This window comes from Niastella vici, assembly GCF_002077945.1.
Lineage (GTDB): Bacteria > Bacteroidota > Bacteroidia > Chitinophagales > Chitinophagaceae > Niastella > Niastella vici.
Window position 1 is genome coordinate 111,826 of record NZ_LVYD01000124.1, and the last position, 25,228, is coordinate 137,053.

19 protein-coding genes are annotated in these 25,228 nt (G+C 45.7%); 11 read left to right on the forward strand and 8 right to left on the reverse strand.

What is annotated here, in order from left to right:
• The first annotated feature begins 133 nt into the window (after positions 1-133).
• From A3860_RS38045 to A3860_RS38065, 5 genes are all read left to right on the forward strand, one after another.
• On the forward strand, positions 134-667 hold the full coding sequence (locus tag A3860_RS38045) for an RNA polymerase sigma factor (protein ID WP_081155836.1): 534 nt from the start codon (positions 134-136) through the stop codon (positions 665-667).
• Positions 660-1,232, forward strand: a complete 573-nt coding sequence (locus tag A3860_RS38050; RefSeq protein ID WP_081155837.1) for a DUF4974 domain-containing protein — start codon at positions 660-662, stop codon at positions 1,230-1,232. The genes A3860_RS38045 and A3860_RS38050 overlap by 8 nt, the downstream gene beginning before the upstream one ends.
• On the forward strand, positions 1,219-2,661 hold the full coding sequence (locus tag A3860_RS38055; RefSeq protein ID WP_081155838.1) for a hypothetical protein: 1,443 nt from the start codon (positions 1,219-1,221) through the stop codon (positions 2,659-2,661). The genes A3860_RS38050 and A3860_RS38055 overlap by 14 nt, the downstream gene beginning before the upstream one ends.
• Positions 2,662-2,757: 96 nt before the next feature.
• Positions 2,758-4,617, forward strand: coding sequence for a hypothetical protein (locus A3860_RS38060; protein ID WP_081155839.1), 1,860 nt, complete (start codon positions 2,758-2,760; stop codon positions 4,615-4,617).
• 288 nt (positions 4,618-4,905) lie between these two features.
• Positions 4,906-7,857: a glycoside hydrolase family 9 protein gene (locus A3860_RS38065; protein WP_081155840.1), complete on the forward strand. Its 2,952-nt coding sequence runs from the start codon at positions 4,906-4,908 to the stop codon at positions 7,855-7,857.
• A 204-nt stretch (positions 7,858-8,061) separates the two neighbouring features.
• Here the strand turns inward: A3860_RS38065 and A3860_RS38070 are convergent, their stop codons facing one another.
• A complete protein-coding gene (locus A3860_RS38070; protein WP_081155841.1) occupies positions 8,062-8,895 on the reverse strand; it encodes a formylglycine-generating enzyme family protein in 834 nt (277 codons plus the stop codon).
• Positions 8,896-8,976: 81 nt separating this feature from the next.
• Positions 8,977-9,705 (reverse strand): glycoside hydrolase family 11 protein, encoded by a 729-nt coding sequence (locus A3860_RS38075; protein ID WP_216823608.1) that lies wholly within the window; start codon positions 9,703-9,705, stop codon positions 8,977-8,979.
• Between the two features lie 519 nt (positions 9,706-10,224).
• Between A3860_RS38075 and A3860_RS38080 the strand changes: the two genes are divergently transcribed.
• The 3 genes from A3860_RS38080 to A3860_RS38090 all read left to right on the forward strand — a co-directional run bounded on the left by A3860_RS38080 (position 10,225) and on the right by A3860_RS38090 (position 13,532).
• Positions 10,225-10,530 carry an antibiotic biosynthesis monooxygenase family protein gene (locus A3860_RS38080; protein ID WP_081155842.1) on the forward strand — a complete coding sequence of 102 codons (306 nt, stop codon included), beginning with the start codon at positions 10,225-10,227 and terminating at the stop codon, positions 10,528-10,530.
• Between the two features lie 270 nt (positions 10,531-10,800).
• Positions 10,801-12,096: a YncE family protein gene (locus A3860_RS38085; RefSeq protein WP_081155843.1), complete on the forward strand. Its 1,296-nt coding sequence runs from the start codon at positions 10,801-10,803 to the stop codon at positions 12,094-12,096.
• Positions 12,097-12,101: 5 nt separating this feature from the next.
• A complete protein-coding gene (locus A3860_RS38090; RefSeq protein WP_081155844.1) occupies positions 12,102-13,532 on the forward strand; it encodes a PKD domain-containing protein in 1,431 nt (476 codons plus the stop codon).
• Between the two features lie 167 nt (positions 13,533-13,699).
• Here A3860_RS38090 and A3860_RS38095 read toward each other — a convergent pair whose 3' ends face one another.
• Entirely contained in the window at positions 13,700-14,395 is a 696-nt protein-coding gene (locus tag A3860_RS38095; protein ID WP_216823609.1) for a DUF2625 domain-containing protein, read from the reverse strand.
• 229 nt (positions 14,396-14,624) lie between these two features.
• Positions 14,625-16,337, reverse strand: a complete 1,713-nt coding sequence (locus tag A3860_RS38100) for a S41 family peptidase (RefSeq protein WP_081155845.1) — start codon at positions 16,335-16,337, stop codon at positions 14,625-14,627.
• Between the two features lie 215 nt (positions 16,338-16,552).
• Between A3860_RS38100 and A3860_RS38105 the strand changes: the two genes are divergently transcribed.
• Together A3860_RS38105 and A3860_RS38110 are read left to right on the forward strand one after the other, a co-directional pair.
• Entirely contained in the window at positions 16,553-17,374 is an 822-nt protein-coding gene (locus tag A3860_RS38105; RefSeq protein ID WP_081155846.1) for a DUF4292 domain-containing protein, read from the forward strand.
• Between the two features lie 124 nt (positions 17,375-17,498).
• Positions 17,499-21,053 carry a S8 family serine peptidase gene (locus A3860_RS38110; protein WP_081155847.1) on the forward strand — a complete coding sequence of 1,185 codons (3,555 nt, stop codon included), beginning with the start codon at positions 17,499-17,501 and terminating at the stop codon, positions 21,051-21,053.
• A gap of 202 nt (positions 21,054-21,255) precedes the next feature.
• Here the strand turns inward: A3860_RS38110 and A3860_RS38115 are convergent, their stop codons facing one another.
• The 4 genes from A3860_RS38115 to A3860_RS38130 all read right to left on the reverse strand — a co-directional run bounded on the left by A3860_RS38115 (position 21,256) and on the right by A3860_RS38130 (position 23,895).
• Entirely contained in the window at positions 21,256-21,879 is a 624-nt protein-coding gene (locus tag A3860_RS38115; RefSeq protein WP_216823610.1) for a hypothetical protein, read from the reverse strand.
• Positions 21,880-22,129: 250 nt separating this feature from the next.
• Positions 22,130-22,696, reverse strand: coding sequence for a cysteine hydrolase family protein (locus A3860_RS38120; RefSeq protein WP_081155848.1), 567 nt, complete (start codon positions 22,694-22,696; stop codon positions 22,130-22,132).
• 15 nt (positions 22,697-22,711) lie between these two features.
• Entirely contained in the window at positions 22,712-23,485 is a 774-nt protein-coding gene (locus A3860_RS38125) for an SUMF1/EgtB/PvdO family nonheme iron enzyme (RefSeq protein ID WP_081155849.1), read from the reverse strand.
• Positions 23,485-23,895 carry a VOC family protein gene (locus A3860_RS38130; RefSeq protein WP_081155850.1) on the reverse strand — a complete coding sequence of 137 codons (411 nt, stop codon included), beginning with the start codon at positions 23,893-23,895 and terminating at the stop codon, positions 23,485-23,487. Before A3860_RS38130 ends, A3860_RS38125 begins: the two co-directional genes overlap by 1 nt.
• Before the next feature lie 78 nt (positions 23,896-23,973).
• Between A3860_RS38130 and A3860_RS38135 the strand changes: the two genes are divergently transcribed.
• Entirely contained in the window at positions 23,974-25,161 is a 1,188-nt protein-coding gene (locus A3860_RS38135) for a winged helix-turn-helix domain-containing protein (RefSeq protein WP_081155851.1), read from the forward strand.
• The last annotated feature ends 67 nt before the right edge of the window (positions 25,162-25,228 follow it).

The window sequence follows — 25,228 nt, forward strand, 5'->3', positions numbered from 1 at the left end:
TCGTAGAAGCCGTAACAGCGGGGTGATAATTTCACCCGGGACAACAAATTAAGGCTCATTTTAAATGGTACATTTGCACAGGACCGCTATCAGCAACCAATGAAAACGGTCCTGGCTTAAAAACCCGTGAAATTTGGATAAGTTAATAGATGGCTGCAGAAAAAACGATCCTCAAAGCCAGGAAAAATTGTATAAACAGTTTTACCCGGCCCTGTTTGCATTGTGCAAATGTTTTTTCACCGACAACCACGATATTATTACCGCAGTAAACAATGGCATGCTAAAGGTTTTTAAGAATATTCATCAGTACGACCCCGCCAAAGGCGAATTGTTCAACTGGGTGTATACCACCGTGCGAAACGCCGCCCTCACGCTGATCAGGGATAAAAAGACCAAACTCACCTTCGAGCTCACCGAAAACGACGGGAACGCTGTAATCAATAATCCCTTTAAACAACTGGAATGGAAAGACATATACTATTATCTCGATCAGCTACCTACTAATACCCGGTATGTTTGCAGCCTGTATTACCTGGAGGGATTTTCCATAAAAGAAATTATCGGCCTGATCGATATGAAGGAAGGCACTGTAAAATGGCACCTGAATGAATGCCGCACCCGGCTGAAAGTAATATTTGAACAAAATAACTCGAAGCAAATTGGATAAGAAAAATTTACCTGATAACGCGAGCGGGCAAAAGTATCCGGAACCCGATGTACCGGTTGAGGACGCCTGGGACAACATGAAGCAACTGTTGCAACTGGCGCCTGCCGCTGCCGCATCCCCGTCGGGGTTCTCATTTGGCAAAGGCATAGGCCGGTGGCTGGCTGGTACAGGTGTAGTGATCATTGCCGCAGTGATCACTTATGTTGTCGCTATTAAGAAAGAAAAACCGGCCCCAACGCAAACACAATATACCAGCGACGCCAAACCCGGGGCCGATACAATAAAGGATACTACTATTGCTTACCCGGCTACCCAGCGCAGTAAAACGGTAAGCCATGAATTCAGCAATACACCATTTAAAGAAGTAGCCCTATTTCTTGAAAAAGCTTACGGAATCACAATCGTCGTGAAAAACGATGCTATCAATAATTGTATGGTCACCACCCGGTTCGATAATAAATCACTGGAAGAAATACTCGATATTCTGGGGTATACCCTCGCTTTTAAATATAAAATTGATGAAAAGAAAAACCAGGTTATAATATCAGGAGATGGATGTAATTAAGAAAAGTATTTCCGCGCTGTTCCTTCTTTTTATATTGACAGCTGGCGGAAATTGTTTTGCACAAAGTAAGCCCAATGCGCCCGGCAATCAGCGGGTGCAATTTTATTTTGATAAACCCATAACACTCGATTCGCTTACCAAATTTGTTCATAGCCATAGTAAAATACGTTTCTCCTTTAACTCCTCGAAGGTAAAGGGAACTAAAATTATCAACCTTAAAAAAGGAACGTATACCATAGGATCGCTGCTGCAGCAGATACATCAGCATACCTCCCTGTATTATTCCATATATAACGGGTACGTTATTTTCCAGGATAATCCGCCGAAGCAAAAAACGGTTTCCCCCGCGGTTCCTTCCAAAACAAAACCAACACCGCCTGTAAAAAAGGAAATGGTTGCTGCACATCGCAAACCAGTGAGTAAAACAATTACCCGCGAGCCTGCCGAAAACACCCTTCCCCAACCTGTTATTGTAATAGACAGTACCCTTAAAAAAGATACAACAACTGTACCTGTAAAGCCGGTTAAAGCGGGCCGTCCGGTAGTAAAAGACACTACTGATGAAAAAGTTATAACCATAGCTATTATTCCGTCTTCAGCAGATCGCCCGCTTGTCATCAGACTTGGCGACACCTCCGTTGTAAAGAACCAGTCAACAACGCCTAAAAAAAAGCCGGCGCCGGTTTACGCTACGCCGCCTGCGGCTGCAGCCAAAAAGCATGAACGCACCAGGATTGCCCGCGCCCGGAGCAGCAATTACGGAAATGGTCCGCAAGGCAACTGGCAATGGCAATTTGGCCCGCAGTGGAAGGCAACTATACCCCTGTATGGCACCCAATACTATTTTACAGGTACCAATACCCTCAGTCAGCCCTACAACCTGCTTATTCCCGGCATATGGGTAAGTGCAATGGCCCATGACAAACATGAAATAATGTTGCTGGTAAAACCGGCAGAGTGGTACTTCTACAATAAAGATCCCTTCCGCAAAGACTCTGGTTTTGTTATCAGGAACTTTGATAGCATACCGGTAAAAAGCAACACCAGGCTCATAAAGACAGGAGGTTGGTATGGCAGCCTGCAATACAATTATCACATAAATGAAAAATGGATAGTGGGCGCAGGTATAGGTTTCCACCTGCGCAGCGGCGGGCTGGCTTACCAGCAATCGTACAAGCGATTTTCTGACACCCTGGTAACCGATTCTTTATACAATATTAACAACAGTAAAGATTCCATTAAATACCTGTCTTCCTCATTTATATCGGGAAAAATAGAACTGGCATATCGCTTTGGGGCATTAGACGCAGGCGTAGCCCTGTTAATGCCGCTCACCAATCCCTTTACCGATAAAAGTTTGAATAAAAGCCGTCCGCTGAATGCACAGCTTTTTATACGCTGGCGCATAAACCGGCGCGATGAAGAATGACCATGGTCAGCATTTCACTAAGCTATTTTAACAAGTTGTTGTTTTGGCATTTTTTAATCAGCAGAAATAATAACTTGTAAGTGAAATCTACTTATTATGAAACGAAATGCCGGCCATGCTGTTATTGCCATGCTCATTACTGTTACTGCATTTATACAGCCGCTGAGGGCGCAATGGCCTGCTGTACCCGATGTTGACCTCTCGCAATTCAAGCCTTCCGATTTTACAGATGAGGAGCTGGATATCCCCTATTACCTGAAACATTTTCATACGTTCGCCAACAGCGTACTGGAAACCGGGCCCAACAAAGGGTTTATCAATATCTCAGTATGGCGTGCTCCTGATGTAAACAAGCCTTATGATGCCCGCATCATGGAGAACATACTGTCACTTGCTTATTTCTATTGCACCAACCGGCCATGGAATGTATATTATGCCTCCCCTGCCCTTCGGCTGAGATTGGAAGCAGCCTTATCGTTCTGGTGCCACAGTCAAAATACGGATGGCCGTTTTAGTGAGTATGGCCCGCAGCAATGGAACCTGCCAGCAACGGCATTCAGCACCAAATTCATGGGTGAAACAATTCGACTGCTTAAAGGCGGTCCGGCTATTGATACTGCTTTAATGCAAAATGTAATTGTTGCCGACAGAAAAGCTATTATGGCGGTGCTAACTATAGAAGATCTGTACAAACATGGCAAGGATTATTCAAACCAGTATACCAATGTATGGGCCGGCGCACTGGCGTATTTATCATTATTTCCTGATAAGGAAATAAGCGACCGGTTAATTGCCCGCATAAAACAATCGGCCACCGATTTTCAAAGCCCCGCAGGCTTTTTTTATGAAGCGGGCGGAACCGATTTTGGTTATAATTTCAATACCCATCACAGCAACCTGTGGATGGCTTATAGCTACAGCCGCAACACGCCGCTAGCCAATGCATTTATTGAAGAAGAAAGCCGGTACTATACCTGGATCAGTTATAATGCAGTGCCCGAACCAGCTTCTCTCTACTATACCATCAACAGGGCCATAGAAATGCGGCAAAAAGCCACCACTACTCAAAGCTATTTTATTACCAGTCCGCTGGGTGAAGCAGTAGCAGGTGTACGGGCATTCAATATGAATACAGATGAAAAGAAAAAGTCTGTTGCTGACGCCCGGAAGAGCCTCGAACAAAACTGGCCCAATGTGCAAAAGCTTGTCACCGGCGCCTTCAGCGCATTTTCTCCCTATGCCTTTCTTCACCGCACCCATTACCAGTGGTATCCCTCACCGCAACAAAAAGCAGCTGCAATAAGTCAACTGCCCTACATAAAAAGCAACAGGTTCATACACCAGAAAATGGACAGCCGCAACCCTACTGTATTTACCTACGTGCGGCAGCCGGGTTATTATGCCTGTTTTAATTCAGGGCCCAGGTTAAAACCACAACAGCGTTATGGTATTGGCTTGTTGTGGCATCCAAAGGCCGGTTCATTTCTGCAATCGCAAACTGATACCGATGATGCAGCCTGGGGCACAAAACCCGAAAACGGCCGGTTGTATGAAGCGGATACGCTGGATGCCCTGTTCTCCATCAACAATAAACCCATACACCCAACGCCCGGTAGCCACGATTTACCCAACGGCACATTAACGGTGGCTTATAAATTAGGTACAAGTGGTAAAAAGTCGATCGTCTTTCACGAACAGGCAATCGAGGTCAGCATTCAACACCCCGGCCGTTTCACAGAATTCATTCCCCTCTTGTTGGGCAATACCGATTCGGCCAGTATTATTGCACCCGGAAAACTAAAACTGGAAAAGCCCGGTGGCGCCATTTATATATTATATGATGCGGCAGCCAAAGCAACCCTGAAAGAAACAACGCTTAAATCGGGTTTGCAACGGGTAATGGTTTTGGGTATTGAGGAAACTGATAAATTGAATTATTCATTTTCCACTAAATAGAGACTGCATCAAAATATAATTAATACAGATATGATTGCACCCAATCATATTTGTATTATGCTTTGTTAATAAAAAGTATATCCCTTCCCGTTGGTCAATTAATATTTCTGCTAAATTTGCTGTAGCAACACACTAATTACCTTTTATGCCCTGCTCCTATCGCACCTCCCCCCTGCCGTTAATTGAATATCCAGTTTAGTGCTTATAATCATGCTGTTCCTTTTTGAAGGACCGGTACGGCTAATGCTTTATATAAACTCGATTTTGTTATAATTAAACCTTTCGATCATGAGAAAAAAAAGTAGCGTCATAGCTACCTGTATCCTACTGGCTTACCTCAACAACACCTTTGCACAAAATTTTAATTATGCAGAAGCTTTACAAAAATCAATGTTCTTTTATGAATGCCAGCGCTCGGGACAATTGCCCGCTGATAACCGGGTAACCTGGCGGGCCAACTCAGCCATGAGTGATGGCAGTGATGTGGGCCATGACCTCTCCGGTGGCTGGTACGATGCCGGCGACCATGTTAAATTCAATTTCCCCATGGCCTTCTCCACCACCATGCTGGCCTGGGGCGGTATTGATTTTGCGGCAGGTTATAACGCTTCCGGACAAATGAAATACCTGAAAAGCAACCTGCGTTTTGTAAATGATTATTTCATTAAGTGTCATACAGCGCCCAATGAATTTTGGGGGCAGGTAGGAAATGGTGGTACCGACCATGCCTGGTGGGGCTCAGCCGAAGTAATGGCCATGACGCGCCCCGCCTATAAGATCGATGCCACCAATCCCGGTTCCGATCTGGCAGCAGAAACGGCCGCCGCCATGGCAGCCAGCAGTATTATCTTTAAAACAGATGATGCGGCTTACAGCGCTACCCTGTTGAGCCATGCCATACAACTGTACAATTTTGCAGATACTTACCGGGGAAAATACTCCAGCTCCATTTCAGATGCCGCAGGCTATTACAACTCTTACAGCGGTTATAATGATGAGCTGGTGTGGGGCGCCATTTGGTTATACCGGGCTACAGGCGATGCAGCCTGGTTAACCAAAGCAGAAACCTATTACGCAAATCTCTCTTCCGAACCCCAAAGCACCATCAAGTCGTACAAATGGGGCATTGCCTGGGACGACAAATCATATGGCTGTTATGCATTGCTGGCAAAGCTCACCGGCAAAACGCAGTATAAAGAAGATATGGAGCGGCACCTTGACTACTGGACAGATGGCTACAACGGACAGCGCATAACGTATACGCCTGGTGGACTGGCTTTTCTGGATACCTGGGGCGCCTTACGCTATGCCATCAATACCGGCTTTCTTGCCAAATATTACAAGGACATTGCTACCACTACTGCCAAGGGAACAAAGTATAATAATTTTGCGTTGGCGCAAATGAACTATGCTTTGGGAAGTAATCCCCGAAGCAGCAGCTATGTATGCGGGTTTGGTACTAACCCACCGGTAAAACCCCATCATAGAACCGCACATGGATGCTGGTCGAACAATTTGACCGGCCCGCCGGCTGAATCAAGACATATTTTATATGGCGCGCTCGTTGGCGGACCCGGCAACAATGATGCGTATACAGATGACCGCGGCAATTATGTGAACAATGAAGTGGCTACCGACTATAACGCGGCCTTTTCAGGACTGCTTGCCGGCCTGGTGCAGGATTATGGCGGCACCCCGCAGGCCAATTTCCCGGTTGCAGAAACACCCACGAAAGAATTTTTGATAGAAGCCCGGTTGAATGGCAGTGGTAATACCTATACAGAATGGAGTGTTTGGGTAAACAACCATACGGCCTGGCCGGCGCGCATTGCCTCAAAACATGCCTTCCGGCTATTTATTGATATCACGGAAGGCCTCGCAGCAGGCTATTCTCCATCGAGCTATGTGGTGTCATCAAACAATTCAGATGTTACGTTTACCCAACTGATAGCCTGGGATGCACCAAAGAATATTTACTACACAGAAGTAACGTTTAACCCCAGTATCAAGATCTGGCCGGGCGGACAAGGTGAGTCAAGGAAGGAATCGCAGATCCGCATCCGCCTTCCCTATGAAGCAAGCGCTTCAGCCTGGAACCCGGCAAACGACTGGTCGTCACAAGGCGTTGATGGAACATTGAAAGAAGTGGGCACTATTCCGCTGTATGTAAATGATGTGCTTGTTTACGGCAGCACCCCAACCCCGGGTGTGGTAGTTCCTGTTACAGGATTAACTGTTACTCCGGCCTCCGACTCTTTACAGATCAACGGAACCCGGCAACTTACGGCAACGGTAACTCCTTCCAATGCTACCAATAAAACCGTGACCTGGAGCTCAGGCGCACCGGCTGTTGCCACTGTAAGCAGCACCGGTTTGGTAACAGCGCTGGCGCAAGGTTCGGCGACAATCACCGCTACCACAACAGATGGAAACTTTAAAGCCACTTCAGCCATCACCGTATCGGGTGTTGTTGCACCCAAACAATACACCATCACCACTGCAGTGACAGGTTCAGGCAGCATTGCATTGAACCCGGCCGGCGGCACATATACAGCAGGCACCCAGGTAACGCTGATCGCAACGCCGGCAAGCGGCTATCAATTCAGTACCTGGAATGGAAGCATTACAGGCACCACCAATCCGGTAACAGTAACGTTGAATTCGAATATTTCGGTAACTGCCAACTTTACGCCAACAGCCAACCAGGGCAATTGTAACAGCCCGGTCACTGTATCGCTTCCATTTAAAAAAGACAGCGCCGGCGAATTCTGCTATGTGATCACCGGAAACATCTCCTATGTTAATTCATGGAACATGAGTTTGGTGGAGATCAATGGCGTTAACTATACCAACAAGTGGTCGAACAGTATGCCAGCCCGGGTGAACGGCGGTTATAATGTGCATTATGTGGGTCAGTATCCCTGGTCGCATTTTGAAGCAGCCGGCACCAATGCGTTGGTCAATCAGCTCATTGAAACCAGCATAACCGAAGTAAAGGGCGCCGGAATAATATATCCAAACCCGGTTACCCAACGCAGCTTCACCATTCGACTGGCCGATCAAAGCATTAAAAATGTAACCGTAACAATTACCGACCTGTATGGAAACATTGTGTTAAGGAAAAACGCAAAGGTAAATGAACCTTTGTCTTTAAATACACCTGTTCCAACCGGCCTTTACCAGGTTACTGTTGCATCAGGAAGCAAAAAAGTATTGAGTACAAAATTGATGATCCGGTAAAGAACATCTATATCTAGAAAGGGGCTGACTAAAAAGACCTGTAAGGTTCGCCATTTGAAATAACCTTAACAGTGGGTGTAAGCGAACCTGACAGGTCCTAACCTTTTGATAATTAGACCTGTCAGGTGCAATCCAGCATCTTTACAGTGCAGATTTCGATGATGCACCTTACAGGTCATCTCCACCTTTTTGGTCAGCCCTTTTTTATTTTACACCACGGCATACCCTGAAACCCTGGTCGGGTCCCCTGCCAGTTGCTTCATAACCGGCCCTGAACGAGGGTTCGCAGCAAAAGTCGGCGCCCATCCAGCCGCCACCTTTCCAAACGCGTCCCGGTGGCGCATCAGCCCCATTTCCCCTGTCCCAATCCCAGCACCACTCCCGTACATTGCCCGACATGTCGTACACGCCTAACTCGTTGGCATACCTGCTGCCGACCGGTTTTGTTTTATTGTTATTTTTCTCCAACGCAGCCCATGACCAATAACCCGACAAATAACTACTACCGCTATTTTTCCAGTACCAGGCAATGTCGTCTATATTATTGCTTCCACTGTATTTATAATTTTTGCTTTGCTGTCCGCCCCCGGCAACATACTCCCACTCAGCTTCAGTTGGCAACCGGTAACCATTTGCATTCGCATTGGTGGTTACCGTCCATTTTTTATCATCGGGCGCATTGGTATTATTCGTATCCTTCTTAATGCTATCGATATTATAATAAGGTTGTAATTTTTCTTTTGTGCTTCTTTTATTACAATAAATAATACAGTCGTACCAGCTTACCGATTCAACCGGCAAATTATCGCCTTTGAATACAGAAGGATTGGCGCACATTACCTCCATCCATTCTTTTTGCGATACTTCATATTTACCGATAAAGAAGTCAGCTATAGCTATGCTATTTCTATAGTAATAGGATTTAAGGTGCTTAAAGGAACCGCCTTTTACCAGCACAAGCTTCTCTGACTGCTTTTGCGAGCAGGCGCCTGCAATGATCGTGATCACCGCTGCGACTTCAATAAGTAATTTTCTCATTGATAGGTCTTCTTTATACAGGTAGGAAAAAAGAGGGGCCGCCGTTGGGGCGGCCCCAAAACTTATCAGGCGATTAAACGATTACCAAACAGTGGCGTTGATATAACCGCTTTTACCACCCCAGGCTTCCAGGGCCAGTATCTGGTAATTGTAGCTACCAAAACCCTGGCCACCTCTGCTACGCCAATTGTTAATGTGGTTGGCCATGTTAATGGAGCGGTTGGAACCGGTAGAAGACCCACCCCAGGTATCTTTGTACTGCCAGAAGGTTGCAGTACCAATGATGGAAGGTGCATTCACCCGTTGCTGTTTGTAAAAGCTATAGCTATGCCCATCACTGCTAATAGAGTTGATGTAGGTTCCGCCAGTAACAGAACCCATTTCAGCGACGTAATATTCAATGAGCGGACTGGTCGTCCACCCATATACGCCAACAAAATTATAGCTACCGCTCAGGGCGCCTACATTGTAGCCTACGGTTCTGGCCGATCCGGGATTCCAGCCTTTACCGCCGACCACATCATTGACATTGCTGTAGCTGATAGCGAAGTTACCGCCTGAGCCGTGGGTTATACTGGCAGAGCCGCCTTCGCGGTATAACGACCAGAACCAACCGTTAACGGTGCCCTGGTCTTCGGGCTTGGCATTATCCTGAACAAAACCACTCTGGCGATCGCCCGTAGTGGTTTGCGGTTCAGCAACAGATCTTTTGTTACAGCCTGATAAGATGGATGATGTTGCGACGAGCATAATGGTCGCGCAGAAAGTAACCCTCCGGGCCACTTCCGATAGGAATGTGTTTGATTTCATAATGGCAATTAATTGTTAGTCCATAAATTTAATGAAGTCGTTTCATTCATGTAACCGATTACAAAAATAAAGTTGACATATAACTCATCACTTATATGTCTTATCTGGTAAAAACACGACATTTCCGTCATGCAACCGTTTACAATAAACAAGCCTATATTTTAATTATAAATAATATTAAAGTGACGGGGTTTGACGTGCAATGTCCTTTGCATATGCTCAATTGCGTATATGTCTTTTAGTTATGGGGAGCAGGCAGCCTGTCTTCACAATTAACAATTCGGGCTTTTGTAATTCGGGTTCATGAATGGGGTGTTTCCTGCATTGCGATGTATTATAGCACATGCCAGGGCTCCTGATCACTGATCCTGAGTTTAGCAAATAAAATTTCGACGTCCATATCATTTTTAGTCGTAACTTCTACCTGCAATTCCTACACTACCTGTTCCTTTATACATCCGCACAGTCTGAACCCCACTTCTACAATCCCTATTATTCAATTTAAAAAATGGAGGTTTTATGATTGTCCGACTAACTTTTCTCAGCTTCCTGCCGCAAAATATTGTACAGGCTAAAAAGGTTTTCGAAGAAGAAATTGTTCCCGTTGTAAGAAAACAAAGAGGTAACATCGATTGCCGGCTGTTGGAGCCTATTGAAAAAACTGATGACTATATTTCCATGACCACCTGGGAAACCAAGGCCGATGCCGATGCTTATAACAGCAGTGGTATATACAGGCAACTTGTTGAAAAAGTAAAAAAGGATTTTGCCAAAGATCCGGTTTTAAAAGTGTACACAACAGAAAGCATTCTGGCACATGCATAGCAAGAGAAGATTGAGTGACATTCCAAGGGCCTGCAGAGGCCCTTTTTTGTACCCATTACTGATGGAAAGAAAAACCTGACAAAAATCACCAATATTTTATCGAATTAAAATACCGGTTCTACACGTTTATTTGCCCTATTGCACACTTATAGCCCAAAACAGCACGCTTATTAATTCGACCATTCCGGAGATATTTTAATGGCTATTTTTGCCGCCACTTTAAAAAACGGCATTAAACCCTAATATTAACCATTTCCGGAATCTGACTACATGAAACAAGTAACCCTGTGGCTGCTGCTCTTTTCTTTTATTTCGGCGTGCAAAAAAGAAAAGGAGTATGTGGTGAACCCACCCAAAACCCTGCTTAAAATTGACAGGGTAGTTAATGATTCTACCATTGTTCTCACATGGTCGAAATTCACCGGCAATAACTTTAAAAGGTACCGGCTCCAGCGCACTGCCACTTATATGAGAAATGGCCAATTTGGCTCATTCACAGAGGAAGTATATTCGGGCAATGATCTAAATGACCTAAGTTTTACCGAAAACAAAATGCCTTATGCCAGCTACTTTACCTATACCCTGTCTGTCGTAATCTATCCCGATGGTAATGCAACAGATTCAATAAAGTTGCCGAGGATCATTTCCTACCAGCGGCCCGATGCGCTTACAGGCAACCCGGTTGAGATCCTGACAAACAAACAACAGAAGTGGCTTTATATAACAGAAGATCAAAAGGTGACACTGGTTGATTATTCAACCGGCCGGCAAATAACTTCCAAACAATTTCCGGCAAAAACCGGCTACGCATGCCTGGGCGATTTTAACGGCACTAATGAATTATATGTGCCGGTACATGATGGTACGGTGTTGATCCTGGATGCTGCCACCCTGCAGTTGAAAGATAAGATCTATGTAGGCGGACTGGAAGTTGGTTCGGTTGCCGCGTTTAACGGAAAGCTGTATGTTTCTACCACCGATTATACCGAGTATCCTATCAGATATATCAAGATATATGACCGCGCCACCAAATCACTGACAGCACGGGTTGGCACGGGTTATAATACCAGGCTGATGATGCTGGAAAGCACATCCGTTGAGCTGGTTGATGTGTCTTTGTACCCCTCTTCTTATTACGATCTCAAATATTATCAATTCAGCGCAGACGGTCAGCTCATAACATCACAGGCAAGAAACTGGAACGACAACACCACTGTCAACAATGGCATCATGCGTTCATTTCCTGACGGAAGCAGGTTTATCACCTCCAACTATGGGTCAATTTATAAAAAGCCGCTGACCTTTGAGGGCAATATAACTACACTCTATACCTATTCCGACTATGCGTTCAATACAGATGGATCGATCATTTATGCAGCTGATATCTATCATAATGCGATCTATGCAATCAGTTATCCGGCAAGGACAATCACCAAAACTTACAAGACGGTCCTGAATCCGGTCAAGATCTTCCGTGATGGCAACACCTTGTATTCTTTAGGAAAATCTCCCAACCAATCCAACGCAGCCGGCAATTTGATGCTCATTGAAAAAATTAACCTTTAACCCCTATGAAAAATAAATTCCCCTTTCAAAAGCTTACCTTTTTTATTCTTTTTGCATCCCTGGCCGCCTGCAAAAAAAAGGAGATAATAGACCTGAATGAACCCGTTGCCTGTTTTAATGCACAAGCCCTCTCCGCCCCCGCTGCCCTTCGCAATCAATTCCCGGGTCCTGTTGTGCAAACAGATTCTACAATTACCTTCTATAACTGTTCCGATACTGGTAACAACGTCACCTACCATTGGGATTTTGGCGACGGAACATCGTCTGATGAAAAAAATCCTGCGCATAAATATGCCCGGCGGGGATCGTACCAGGTCACCCTGGGGGTTTCTGTTGAAAACAACAGGGCATTCGACACCGCACAAAAAACTGTATCGGTGGTGCTGGGTGAAAAAAACATTTCTTATGGAAGCGGCAACGATGCGGTACCATTCGCTATTGAAGAAATGGACGGCAATGAATTTGTGGTGCTAAGTGCTACCAGCAAAGATGGCAGGTATTATTTAATACAACTGGACAGCCTTTTAAACCAGAAAAGCATGAAAACCCTGCCTGCAGGTTACCAGCTTAACTCCATGCAGCCAACAACAGACGGCAACTATATTTTTACCGGCACCACGCAGGGTTCAGGTAAAGACAATGAATTGATAAAAATGAAAGCAGATGGCACCCTGCTGTGGACCAAAACCATTATTGCCGGAGATAATTACACCTATGCTGCGCAAACACCGGATGGCGGCTATGCGATCATTGGTTCAAGACTTTTTGTGGTGGGTGGTCCTTATGGCGTAGCAAAATATGTTACCGTGGTTGCTAAAACCGATAATAATGGCAACCTGCAATGGCAAAAGGCCTATGACCAGGAATTAATGCTAACCACCCGGGATGTAGTTGTTGAACAAAACAGCCTCGTATTAGCGGGCGTCACACAATATAATGGTTCTTGTTCAACCTGCGATTCGCTATATATTACCAAACTCGATTATGCAGGCAATTTGGTTTGGAAGAACACGATGCCCTGGAGCCTGCTCAATTACGGCTGGGCAGGCACACATATCAGCAAACTTACAAACGGCAACTATGGCGTATTTAACGATACCGCAAAAGCCCTTTATTATTTCACTCCATCGGGGAATTTTGTCGACCGTATATTGATCAAAGATAATTTCTCCGGTTTTGCAAACGCCGCGGATGGAAATCTCATTGTTTTACTTACTCAATCGTCCTTCGGCATAGCCAAATATACTTTAGATGGTTACCAGCAATGGCTTAGCCTCGCAGATGGAAAAACATACACCCGTTCAGTGGTCATCCGCCGTTTACGTAATGGCGGTTACATTGCCATTGGCTCGCGATACCTGTACACCACCAGTTATCCATACATATACAGGGTCATCTTATTACAGGAAATGGATGACACAGGTAAAACGAAGTGATTGTAATGATTGCAAGGCTATATCAGGACTTATAAAAATAAACGAGGTTGTATCAAAAGTATGATGCAGCCTCTTTTTATTCGGGTACCTGATGGAGCCCGGTAGTCGTTTAAGTGGTTCTCAGGTCCTTCGTTTTACTTTTGATACATTCTCGTTTATTGAAATATTTATTTGTTTAACCCAAGCTGTTTACGCAGGTCAAGGTTCAAACTATACTGTTCTTCAACCGGCACCGCCTTCCTGTGATTCTTATTTATGTCTTTCCCTTCCTTTGTCCAAAGAAATGGATAAAAATTAAAGACCTGGTCACCTTGTAATTTCGAAACCTCACTTCTCCAATTTGTCCACCGGAGGCCATCATAAAATTTTTCCAGGTCATTATTGAAACAAAACTGCAGAAATTCGGAATAGGTTATATCCAGCGGTTCATACTCCAGATTATCAGGTGATAAATAATAGATCTTGCCAACATCTTTACCAAATCCACCACCATTTAAAAGAAAAAAACCACCAATTGCATCGTCAGCGATCAATAAAAATGACGGCGCTTCTCCAAACTCTTTGAATGATTTTCCCTTGTTCCATCCAGGTAGTGTCCGGTTAAGTTTTGAACATCCTGAACCAAGTATCCTTATCCATCCGCCATCAACTAAAAGCCCACCTGTCATATAAATTACCGCCCCCATTGGCGACCGGGTTGTTACCTGTGTTTGATACAATGCCTCCTTTGCTTTAACTGTGTCAACCGGTAAGATCTCAACTTTATTTTTGGCAGAATCTATCCAATCCTTCACAAGGCTCCAACCTGGGTCGGACTTATTTATCAGTTCATCAACTGATCGCATTTTAAGTTGAGCTTTCATCGTTAAAGTTAGCAGGGTCAGAATCGTTATCAGAAAATATTGTTTCATAATGGCATTGACACAAGATTAAATAATAAAAGGCGGGTTTGCAAATTATAGTCATTTAACATTCAATGGCCGCAGCGTATACAATCGATGCTTCTGCACAGTTATTCCTTAAATCAACACGTTTATCCGCCATAACTGCACACTATGGGTTATATATTAAATTCAACAGGCAGTAATTATGTCACTTCCCATTAATCACCGCAATCGCTTTTTCCAGTACTTCATCGCGGCCTTCAGCAATTCCCTGTATAGTTTGCTGAACCGTAATATCAGGAACGATGCCTACGCGCTGCGTTTCGCGGCCATCGGGATAATATACACCAATGCCGCTGAACTGGGTCCTGATACCGCCCGGTAAAAAGAAAAAAGTTACATTGCCATCGGCGCCAGCCGTTGTGCTGCCAACAACGGTTGATTGGGGAACGGCTCTGAATGCCATGCTCGTAAACTCCCCGGCGCTTTGTGTGAGCTCACTTACAAGGATCACCACACGCCCTTTATAATGATCAGGATTCCTGGAGCCAACTTCCCGGGGTTTCGCCAAAATAAAATAGCCGGGATGTTCAAGGTCGGGAAAGGCAAACCGCACAAATGGCGTTTGCTCAGCCAGCAGGAATGTTGACAATATTTCCCGCACATCATTGGGCGGATAACTGCGCATATCTATGATCATTCCTTTTGTATTCTTTAACGAAGGCAGCAACCCGTTCAAATAATCCTTGCGCATGGTATCGGGAAACAGGTAGGCAATATCAGGTGTAACATATTTGAAACAGCTATCCACCTTCATACCGCCCCAGGGCACCAGTTGCGGCTTATAGCAGCCAATGCTGGCAGATCGCATGGTGCTTCCACGCTGATACGTAATATTTATAACGGTATCCACTGCTCTTAACAGGCTATAAGCCATATTCCTTAACTGGGTTGAATAATTTGAACCGGATGTATAAGGCAGCTTTTCCTTTATGATCGCCTCTATACTTTTGCCATTCACGCTGGTGATAACATCCCCTTTTTGCAAACCGGTTTTGGGGCCCAGGTCTTTATTCAGGTAATCTGTTACCACGGGTTTATTGTCAATAAAACGTATTTTAAGCGGTGCATAATTATTACCCAATACTTTTTCAAATACCAGCGCGCCCATACCGGCGTGCGAATCATGGATGCGTACGATCAGCGACAAAACCGCCTGTTTATAGGCCAGCTCCTCAGGGGCATTTACAATTGGCGGTATGAAGGCGGGTAACATCTCATTCCAGTTTTCGCCGATCAGGTATTTATAAGGAAAGAAATATTGAACAAGGTTCCAGTAACGGTATAACGCCAACAACCGGAGGCCGGCATCGGGATATCCCCTGTCGGCATAGGCTCTTTCATTTTTGAAATCCGGACTACCCGATCTTCCCCATCTCACGTAATAATTGTTAGTAGTACGTTTGGCGCTTTTAATGTCATTTAACAGGGCAGATAAGGGATCGCCCAATACGGCCACTTCATTGATCCATAACAGATCGGGTTGAAGTTTTATCAACCCGCTATCGGGTTGTTTGAATTTTTCTGTTTTAAATGCTCCCAATTGCTTTACCCACGTATACAGGATCTCATTCCTTTCTTTGTCATTATTGCATTGCATTACCTTCGGCAGCACCCTGAACAATTCGGAATCCCAGTTATATTCCCCGGCGCATACCGCGGGATGATAATACTTTACAAATCCCCATACTTTTCCCAATACGACCAGATCATTGATGCGGCGGTTATCGAGCGGAATGGAAGCGATGCCAGAACCTTTATTAAACTGGCTGTCGAGGTCGGCTTTGTATTTACCTGGTTCCTGCGTCCGGGCAATACAGGTTATCATGAACAAGGCAATCAGCAGTGGTATTCTTTTCATAAATAGCAGCAGGTTTAAAATACTGTTAAAACAATTGAAACCAAAAATTACAGGAATAAATAATAAACGTAACGGTGACGCGAAAATTTATTTTTTCATTAACTTAAAAACCCGTCGTACTTATCCAGTATTTAGTATTATTACCACACACATTCGCTTACAAATAATTCTCTTATATTTATCTCTAAGAGAGCCCATACTGCAAAATATTATACATGAAATTTATTCCCGGCGTATTCATTACAGGCTTTATACTCGCAGCCCTCTTCAGCTGCCGGTCGGTGAAAACCATTCAAACCGCTATTGCCAAAAAAGATACAACGCAAATAGTGGTCCCTGTTGTAGATACCCGGAACGATTCCCTGCAGTTCATTCGAAAAGTGCTGGATTCTCTTCAACGCAACCATATCGAATTCCAGACCTTTTCTTCAAAAACCAAAGTGCATTACGAAGACAATGATGGTAAAAATGATTTCACAGCTTACATCCGGTTAATAAAAGACAGCGTGCTATGGATCAATATCCGTGGCCCTTTCGACCTCGATGTTTCCCGGGCCCTGGTAACGCGCGACAGTGTTAAAGTAGTAGACAAATTGAAAAAAACGGTGTGTTTGTGGCCAATCGATCACCTGCAGGAACTGGCCCATATTCCGCTCACGTTTTCCGATCTGCAAAACGTGCTCATTGGCAATCCTGTATTCTTCGACAGTTCTGTTGGCACTTATAAGATCGATGACAGATCGGTTTCACTTGTTTGTATAGGTGCTGTATTCAAACATTTTCTTACGGTAAATAAAAACGATTACACGCTGCAGCATAGCAAACTTGATGATATAGACATGAACAGGGCAAGAACAGTTGATATTACATTTGGCGATTACCAGTACGGCAAAAGCGGCATCCGCTTTTCTACCTATCGCCGGGTCACCGTGTCGGAAAGATCAAAGCTTGATATAGAGTTGGATTTCAAACAGGTTGAGTTTAACAAGCCACTATCCATTTCCTTTTCGCTTCCACGTAATTACAAGCGGCTGTAAACGCAGCACCCTACCGCCCACCAGTACATAACAAATAAATCGTATACCAAAATTTACGGTGGAACCTCCACAATTTTTCGGTAATTTTCTTTATCCTTTTTTTAATCACTCAAAACCTTAGTCCATGAGAAGATCTACTCCCAGGGATCATTTACTGGTTGTGTATCGCTTTGTCACAACCCATACTCCACACAAAACCATCTTCATTTCATTTTTTGCCCTGCTGTTCTACGCATCAGGCTATGCGCAAACCCGCCGTTCGCCGGAAGACAAGATCGATCCTGCGTTCCGGTTTGTAATGGCCAAGGGGACGCCCGGCGCGCGGCAGGCAGCGTTGGGGTTTTCACCCGCTTACAAAACAACGCCAACGCTGGTAATACCAGCGGCCGGGCAACCAATTGAAGAACGGTACGATTGCATCGTTTATACATCCAATGCAACGGCCGTTCGCAACACCGGGGCACTCGTAAACTCGGTGCTGCCCCAGTTTGTAACGGCCTGGGCTACCCTTGACCAGATCACCCAACTCAGTAACCTGCCCGGTGTTCAATACATTGCCGCACCGGTCATGGATGCGCTGCACAACGACATTGCCGTTGCCACCACCGGCGCTTCCCTCCTGCACCAGGGACGGCTGAACAATACGGTGTACAAAGGGAAAGGCGTAATTGTCGCAATTTTTGACTCGGGCATCGACTGGACGCATCCCGATTTTCGCGATCCGGCAGATACTACCAAAAGCCGTATCCTGCGCATCTGGGACCAAACCCTTTCGCCCATTGCCGGCGAGGTTTCGCCCGCAGGCATGAGCTATGGCGTCGAATACACCCAGGACCAGATCAACGACGAACTGGATGGAACGCCTGCCGGCTATGTACGGGAACGCGACATTAACGGCCACGGCACCCATGTGGCCGGAACCGCAGCCGGAAACGGCGCTGCCATTCCGCTCACCCGCAAATACACCGGCATGGCGCCAGAGGCAGATATCGTTATCATAAAAGGCGGCGACGGTTCTTTTTCAAACACCAATGTCATTAATGGCCTTACTTACTTAAAGAACCTGGCCACTACACTGGGGGAACCGGTTGTACTGAACATGAGCATTGGCGGACAATTTGGCCCGCACGATGGTACCCGCGAATACGAAGTAGCGGTTGATAATTTCACCGCTTCGGCCCCCGGCCGCGCCGTGGTGATCTCGGCCGGAAACGAAAACGGCACCAATATCCATAACCAGTTGTCGCTGGCAGCCGCTGATTCCGGATCAATTACATTCTCCGTTCCTTCCGGTACTTCCGGTACAGATATTTTAGAATACCGCGTGTATGTAAACGATAGCAGTAATATCACCGCTACATTAACGGCGCCTGCCGCAGGCGGCATAGTAACCGCCACGCCCGGACAATCATCATTTGGATTTTTGCTCAGCAACAACTTCTATGCATTTGTGAGCAATTTTATAGAAGCCGGTAATGGCGACCGGTATGTGGATGTATATATTGCCCGCAACGGCAGCAACACCGCAAACCCCGCCGGTAGCTGGACCCTTTCATTGACTAACAACACGGCTAATACGCTATCGCTGCATGGCTGGCTGTATTACAAAAATGCATTTTTCAGCACCGCCACCGTATCGGGCGGCAACAGCGAATACATGGTAGCCTCACCGGGTAGCGCCACCACAGCCATCACAGTGGCCTCCTATGTAGCCCGGCCTTCCTGGTATACCTTCGGTGCCATTGGCTCCTATTATGGCACTACAGCCCGCAACGATGCTATTTCCACCTTCAGTTCACATGGGCCGCGGCGCGATGGGGTTATTAAACCAGAGATCGCCGCCATTGGGCAGCATGTGATCTCTGCCTTCTCTTCAAGCAGTACGGCGGCTTTAACAGATATCATTTACCCGGGACGGTACCGGAAGAACCAGGGCACCAGTATGTCGGCCCCCGTTGTTACCGGTGCGGTAGCCTTGTTGCTGCAGACAAACCCTACCGCAACCGTTTCGCAAATACGCACCACCCTGTTCAATAATACGGCAACCGATTCTATAACCAATGCGGCCGGCGCAATGCCCAATACCACCTGGGGCTATGGCCGCCTGGATATTTACAAGGCTGCGGGCGCCGTATTCAATTGTTCACCGGTAAACCGCAGAACCTATCAATACGATGCACCGAACCTTACGTCAGAAGATGCAGGAATAACCTTAACGACACAGCGGATAGCCGTACGGTTTACACCGGATATCAGCGGCCGCATGGCCGGGGCCTACTACCACCCTTCCACCACCAAAACAGCCCTGGTGCTGGAAGTGCGGGCCGACAGTGCAGGGAGGCCCAATGCCCTATTGGGAAAAGTGGCGCTGCCCGATACCCTGGTGGGCACTTTTTCCTGGAACTATGTTGACCTTAGTAACCTGAACATTCCCGTTACCAGGGGAACCGATTACTATGTAGTGGTTTACCGCGATAGCAGCAGTTCGGCCAACTGGAGCCTGCGCCGCGAAAATACCCGCCTCGACAACCGCTCCCTGCTTTCAACCGATGGCGTTTCCTGGAGCAGTCAGGTTTACGATTACAAGATCCGTTCAGTAGTGTACAGTAACCCACAGCTAACGGGTAATTTGGTGACAACCAATGCAGCCATCACCCGCAATATTGCCACTACCAACCTGTTTATCGACAGCAGTTGCCAGTTGATTGCCGGGCTAACACCAGCTGGCGCCAATGCAGTGAGTGGAAATGTTACCGCTACGGTATGGAAGGAAAACAAAGTGCCGCATGACTGTGGTATCCCGTTCGTGGCCAGGCATTACCAGCTTTTACCCGCCACCAATGCATCAACCGTTACAGGCAGGATAACCCTTTACTTTACGCAGGCAGAATTCAATGCATTCAATGCCGATATACTCAGTTTCCTGAACCTGCCGGCCAACCCAACCGACAATGCCGGAAAAGCCAATTTACGAATAGCCAAATACGATGGCGCCACTGGTAATGGCAGCGGTTTACCCTGCAGTTACAACGGCGATGCCACCCTTATTGACCCGGCCGACAGCGATATTGTATGGAATGCCGATGCCAGCCGCTGGGAAGTAAGTTTTGACGTTACCGGTTTCGGCGGTTTTGTCGTACAAACCCATCGCTCCATTTTCCCACTGGTTGAGAACTTTAACGGCCGCCCACAGGGCAAAAGCAATGTGCTGAACTGGCTGTTCGAGTGTTTGCGGAAATGGGCCACATTCGATATTGAAAGCAGCCCTAATGGCACCGATTTCACCAGCATCGGCAAAACAGGCGGCTGGGACGATTGTCATCACTTCTTTACTTTCAACCACGACAAACCACAAAATGGAAAGACTTACTATCGTATCAAAATAACCGATAAAGCTGGCGTGTATTATTCCAATACCATTGTGCTGGAAAGGGAAAAGATCACTGCCACCACACTATACCCGAGTGTTATAAAGAAGGGAGAAAGCATTCAGGTAGTACTGGCCGAAACCGATGCCACCTTGCGCATAATAGATGCCACCGGCCGGCAGGTGTACAGCCAGCCGTTGCTTTCAGGCATGCAAAAGGTAACGCTGCCGGTATCGGAAAGCGGGGTGTATTTTTATAGTATACAGAACAGCAAAGGAAAAGGGACGAGTGGAAAATTGATCATCCAGTAAGCTTAAAAATAACGGTGGGCCGTTCTTCAGGAGCGGCCCACCGTTTTAATACAGATCAATTTACAGGAAGAAATACTTAGTGATAACCGGTGGTTGTGCTACCGCAATACTTTGACCAGATGATTTCCAGGCATAATTACCTGAATTGTACTGGTAAGTACAGTTATACTGAATGAACAAACCTTTCGTACAAAAAAACCTTTCATTTTATCCTTTCCGAAACATTGTACCAGTTCCATTCCCAGGTTTTACCATTATCGGTTGAAAAGGCCTGGCTCCATACGGGGTGTTCTTTATCCCTAATATCCCAGCGGAACACAACAAGAACGTTTTTTCCATTATAAACGTCTTTGGCAAAAAAATGTCCCATGTTGTTTTCAAAAGAACCAACCATCGGCGGATCGAGCACGCCCCGGTTGCTGGCAACCCAGTACAGGCTCCATAATCTGGTTTTAGGATCAAATAGCCGTAGCGTGAGGCCTTCAAATAGTTTACCTTCCAACCCCGGCATTTCTGTTGTGTGATAGGTGTCCATATTGGCAGTGCCGCTTAAAACCAGCTCGTTTTCATCTTCGGAATTGAACTCCGTCCAGTCGTGGCAATTCACTAACCGTTTGTTCAGTCTGCGATGATGCATTTTCCATTTGCCAACCAGGAAATCAAAATCGCGTTGGGAGGAACCGGCCGATGCCGTTATCTGCAATGCGCCATTTGTGTCAAATTTTACCGGGGGAATAGCAATGGAGGTATCGGTGGTGAGCACCGGTCGTTGTGCCAGCACTACTGTACCGCTAATGGCCAGCAGCAATGTCAGTATGCCCTTCATGGTTAATGGTGTTATCTCTTTAAGATAGGCCATTTAACCCGGCACAGGCGCCAGCTTGTTATCGTTGGTCAATTCAAGTGATTGGTGGCCGGAATAATGGATCTAATTCAACCATTTAATGAGATTGGCGCGATTGTTTTTAACCGCGATATCCAACGGCTTTAAACCTTTTTACCTGCTTTACCTGCAGATAAGCATCGATCGGGAAATTCATTTGATCGCCCAATGTATTATTATTTGCCGGTTCCATTTACTGTTTATTGCTCCATTCTTCCAAAGTAATTACGGTTGCCTGATGTGGAAACACTTTTTCAGTAAGCACCCGGTGCACTTCGGGATCGCTATCAGTACAGCAGTTTGACAATACCGTAATTAGATAATCTTTATCAGCGGCTTCACGTAGCGTTGATAATACCACGCCACTGGTTGCAACACCGGTCAGCATAATATGTTGAATACCTTGCGCCCGAAGAACTACTTCAAGGTCGCTCCCGGTAAATGCACTGACCCGGCGTTTGGTAATGATAATCTCTCCCGGTAATGGGGCAACGGCATCGTCAATTTTCATCAATCCTTCCATGCTTAAATTAGCCGCCCTTTGTTTACTTGCCGCCAGAATTTTATTGTTCATACTCACTTCAGGCATCCCGGGCCTAAAACCGACCGTTACAAAATAAACAGGAATGTCTTGGGCGCGCGCAAAGGCCATTGCCTTAGCCACATTAGCAGTAATTTCATTGTAATCGGGATAATTACTAATAACAGCTACCTGCATATCCATTACAAGCAGGGCCGTGTTTTGATTGTTTGCGTCCATATATTTTTTATCTTATTATCTGATTACAGCAACAAGCCTGAAACCAATGGAGTGATCCCCTTGCTCAAATCTTTTACCACTGGTTGCATTACAATGGTCGATCGGGTCTTTATAAGAGCCGCCGTAGGCATAATCTGTATCGCCAACCAGTTCTGCAACATTTCCTGTTAAATTATAAACGCCCTGTGAATTTACACACCCCTCGTATATCGATCCTGGCATAAGCTGCCCGGTAGTATCGTTCTTATAATATTCGCGACAAACGATGTTGCCATTTTTAAGGGGTGTACTGGCAATTGCTATCCACTCCTGCGAAGTGGGCAAACGGAAGGTCACATTTTCCGAAAACTTCTTTTTCTTACCCGGTCTTAGTTTACTAAAAAACTTTTTGTAATCTGCTGTTTTGAAAGCACAATATTCGTTTGCCTGCCTCTTGTCAATGTTTACTACCGGTAAATAACCCATGACGGATGTAAATGAAATGGCTCTATCCTTTATTTCATAAAGAGGATTGTCGTATTTAATTAGTTTGCTGTAGTATGAATCCCACGCTGTCCAGTCGGTATAATTCGTTTCGGGCATACAGGCAGCAAGCATGGCGCTGTCTTTTTTAAAGTCGTGCAGATAAAGCAAAAAATAGGAATAATCCCTGATCGAAGTTTCAGTCGTTGCAATAAATAACGTATCGTTTATTTGAACAAAGCCAGGTAATTGTTTCCTGTTTTTAGCCGTTTGTCCATGTGAAAAATGGCATAAAAACAATGCCAGGAGCAGAGAGAATGATTTCATTATTTCAGGCCTTTATTGTGTTCATTCGGTTGCAGCAGGTCCCATAAATTGCCATAGAGATCTTCAAATACCGCCACTATACCATAGGGTTCTTCTTTCGGGGGTCGAACAAAGTGAATACCGTTTGCGAGCATTTTATTATAATCGCGCCAGCAATCATCGGTGAACAGGAACAGAAAAACCCGGCCACCGGTTTGGTTGCCAATGCTGGCAGCCTGTTGTTCATTGTCAGCTTTAGCCAGCAACAGGCTACATTCGGTTGCACCCGGCGGGGTTACAAGCACCCATCTTTTGTCGGGAGATAACGTGGTATCTTCAAGCAATAGAAAGCCCAGTTTCTGTGTATAGAAATGTATGGCTTCGTCATAATCCTTTACCACTAATGCAATATGTGCGATCCGTTGCTGCATAAAATATACATTTCCATAAATGTGCGGTCAAAATACATTTTCTTCTGAACAAAAAGAACTTTTAAATTTGACCCTCATATGAGCCAGCTTATCCTCAGCAAAGCACAAGCCAGAAAGATCATCCTCCATGCGGCGGGATTATCAAAACTGGCGCCCTTTGGAAAAGGCCGCGAGGCGGTGTATAAACTTATCGACCATCTGGGTTTTATTCAGATCGACGCCAATTATGTGGTGGAGCGTGCCCATCATCATGTTATTGCCGCGCGGGTACCCGACTATAAACCCATTTGGCTGGAAGAGCTGCAGGCAGACGGGAGGATCTTTGAATACTTTACCTCCGATGCAGGATACATTCCCATGCATGACTTTCGGTTTTCGTTGCCTGTGATGGAAAGCTTTTCGGCCAGGAATTCCCAAACACAAGCTGAGCTCAACCTCATGAACCAGGTACTTGACCGCATTGGCCGGGAAGGACCGCTGCGGGTAAAGGATTTTGAAAATGACCGCCAGGTGGCCAGCTCGGGCTGGTGGGACTGGCGCCCTTCGAAGATCGCACTTGAGCGATTGTACCTCGACGGCAGACTGATGGTATCGCGAAAAGATTTCCAGAAAGTATATGATCTGCCCCGGAATTTAATTCCGCATGATATTGATACCACCCCGCCAACACCCGAAGCCTATGCGCGGTATGTTATCAGGCGTGCATTGCAATCCCTGGGTATCGCCTATGTAAAAGAAATGGCCTGGCGTGCCCGCCGGGTGAAAAATAATCTGATAAAACAGGAGTTACAAAAACTCGTGGCGGAAGGCAAAGTTTACCAGGTGGCCGTTGAAGGACTTACCACTGCCCCACTCTACATGTTACCCACTTATAAGAATAAAAAAATAGAGCTGAGTGGTGAAGCAGTTGTTCTTTCCCCATTCGATGTATTGAACGTGTTCAGGCACCGGTTAAAAGATTTCTTTGATTTCGAATACCAGATAGAATGCTTTGTTCCTGCGGCAAAACGGAAATACGGCTATTTCTCCTTACCCATTCTGGTGGGTGACGTATTTGTCGCCCGTATGGATTCAAAGGCCGACCGTAAACAACGGGTGCTCACCATCCACAACCTCCACTTTGAACCGGTGAAGCTAAACAAACCAATGATCGAAAAGGTCACTGATGCCATAAAAGCATTTGCCAAATTCAACCAGTGCGCGGAGATCGTTATTAAAAAATCAAACAATAAGCAATACGGGAAAGCAATAAAGGATGGGTTGTAAGCCCATCCCCCTGCAGATGTGGTCAATATGTTATCATTTGGGAAAATCACTTACAATATAGAACAGG

Coding starts and splice junctions, on each gene's coding strand:
- A3860_RS38090 (WP_081155844.1), top strand. CDS start 12,102: ATGAAAAATAAATTCCCCTTTCAAAAGCTTACCTTTTTTATTCTTTTT.
- A3860_RS38080 (WP_081155842.1), top strand. CDS start 10,225: ATGATTGTCCGACTAACTTTTCTCAGCTTCCTGCCGCAAAATATTGTA.
- A3860_RS38105 (WP_081155846.1), top strand. CDS start 16,553: ATGAAATTTATTCCCGGCGTATTCATTACAGGCTTTATACTCGCAGCC.
- A3860_RS38120 (WP_081155848.1), bottom strand. CDS start 22,696: ATGGACGCAAACAATCAAAACACGGCCCTGCTTGTAATGGATATGCAG.
- A3860_RS38130 (WP_081155850.1), bottom strand. CDS start 23,895: ATGCAGCAACGGATCGCACATATTGCATTAGTGGTAAAGGATTATGAC.
- A3860_RS38110 (WP_081155847.1), top strand. CDS start 17,499: ATGAGAAGATCTACTCCCAGGGATCATTTACTGGTTGTGTATCGCTTT.
- A3860_RS38060 (WP_081155839.1), top strand. CDS start 2,758: ATGAAACGAAATGCCGGCCATGCTGTTATTGCCATGCTCATTACTGTT.
- A3860_RS38070 (WP_081155841.1), bottom strand. CDS start 8,895: ATGAGAAAATTACTTATTGAAGTCGCAGCGGTGATCACGATCATTGCA.
- A3860_RS38115 (WP_216823610.1), bottom strand. CDS start 21,879: ATGAAGGGCATACTGACATTGCTGCTGGCCATTAGCGGTACAGTAGTG.
- A3860_RS38100 (WP_081155845.1), bottom strand. CDS start 16,337: ATGAAAAGAATACCACTGCTGATTGCCTTGTTCATGATAACCTGTATT.
- A3860_RS38135 (WP_081155851.1), top strand. CDS start 23,974: ATGAGCCAGCTTATCCTCAGCAAAGCACAAGCCAGAAAGATCATCCTC.
- A3860_RS38125 (WP_081155849.1), bottom strand. CDS start 23,485: ATGAAATCATTCTCTCTGCTCCTGGCATTGTTTTTATGCCATTTTTCA.
- A3860_RS38095 (WP_216823609.1), bottom strand. CDS start 14,395: ATGAAAGCTCAACTTAAAATGCGATCAGTTGATGAACTGATAAATAAG.
- A3860_RS38075 (WP_216823608.1), bottom strand. CDS start 9,705: ATGAAATCAAACACATTCCTATCGGAAGTGGCCCGGAGGGTTACTTTC.
- A3860_RS38065 (WP_081155840.1), top strand. CDS start 4,906: ATGAGAAAAAAAAGTAGCGTCATAGCTACCTGTATCCTACTGGCTTAC.
- A3860_RS38055 (WP_081155838.1), top strand. CDS start 1,219: ATGGATGTAATTAAGAAAAGTATTTCCGCGCTGTTCCTTCTTTTTATA.
- A3860_RS38085 (WP_081155843.1), top strand. CDS start 10,801: ATGAAACAAGTAACCCTGTGGCTGCTGCTCTTTTCTTTTATTTCGGCG.